At 54.4% G+C, this 857-nt stretch carries 1 protein-coding gene; it reads right to left on the bottom strand.

What is annotated here, in order from left to right; genetic code table 11:
- Positions 1-107: 107 nt before the first annotated feature.
- On the bottom strand, positions 108-857 hold a 750-nt coding region (locus B3Z49_RS20880; protein ID WP_414716278.1), incomplete at its 5' end, for an AMP-binding enzyme.

Genomic DNA, 857 nt, shown 5'->3' on the forward strand with positions numbered 1-857 from the left:
TGCAGTGCGGAATCGGGAGCGGCATTCGTTAACCCGCGCGGCCGAGCATCTTGCAAAACCGGATCGGTACGAAAAAGCCCCGCTTTGAGATGCGGGGCTTGTCTTGATCAGGTTTTCAGTTCCGACAGGTTCGAAAACAGTTCCAGTGCCGTCGGGTTGGCCAAGGCTTCCTGATTTTTTACCGGCCGTCCGTGGACAACATCACGAACTGCAAGTTCGGTAATTTTCCCCGATTTTGTCCGCGGGATATCGGCAACCGCAAGCACCTTGGCAGGGACGTGGCGTGGGGTGCAGTTGTTGCGGATCTGCTTCTTGATCTTGTCGATCAGTGCGGTATCCAATTCGTAATTGTCGCGGAGCACAACAAACAGGATCACTCGAACGTCGTTATCCCAGTCCTGGCCGATCACAATCGATTCCTGAATTTCAGGTAGTTTTTCTACCTGGCGATAAATCTCTGCCGTGCCGATACGAACGCCGCCGGGGTTAAGGGTGGCATCCGAGCGGCCATAAATGACCATGCCGCCATCATCATCAAGCTCGACATAGTCACCATGGCACCAGATGTTATCAAACCGGTCAAAATAGGCGCTGTGATAACGCGAGCCATCCGGGTCGTTCCAGAAGCCGACCGGCATGGATGGGAATGGTTTGGTGCAGACCAGTTCACCTTTTTCGTTCCGCACGGAGTTGCCGTCGTCGTCAAACACATCGACAGCAACACCAAGGGCACGGGTCTGGATGACGCCACGTTTGACTGGCAGGACAGGGCAGGCCAGCACAAAACAGCCAAGGATATCTGTACCGCCTGAGATGGACGCCAGATGGATGTCTTCCTTGATGTCGCGATAAACGTA

The organism is Thalassospira sp. UBA1131, from assembly GCF_002311515.1.
Taxonomy (GTDB): domain Bacteria; phylum Pseudomonadota; class Alphaproteobacteria; order Rhodospirillales; family Thalassospiraceae; genus Thalassospira.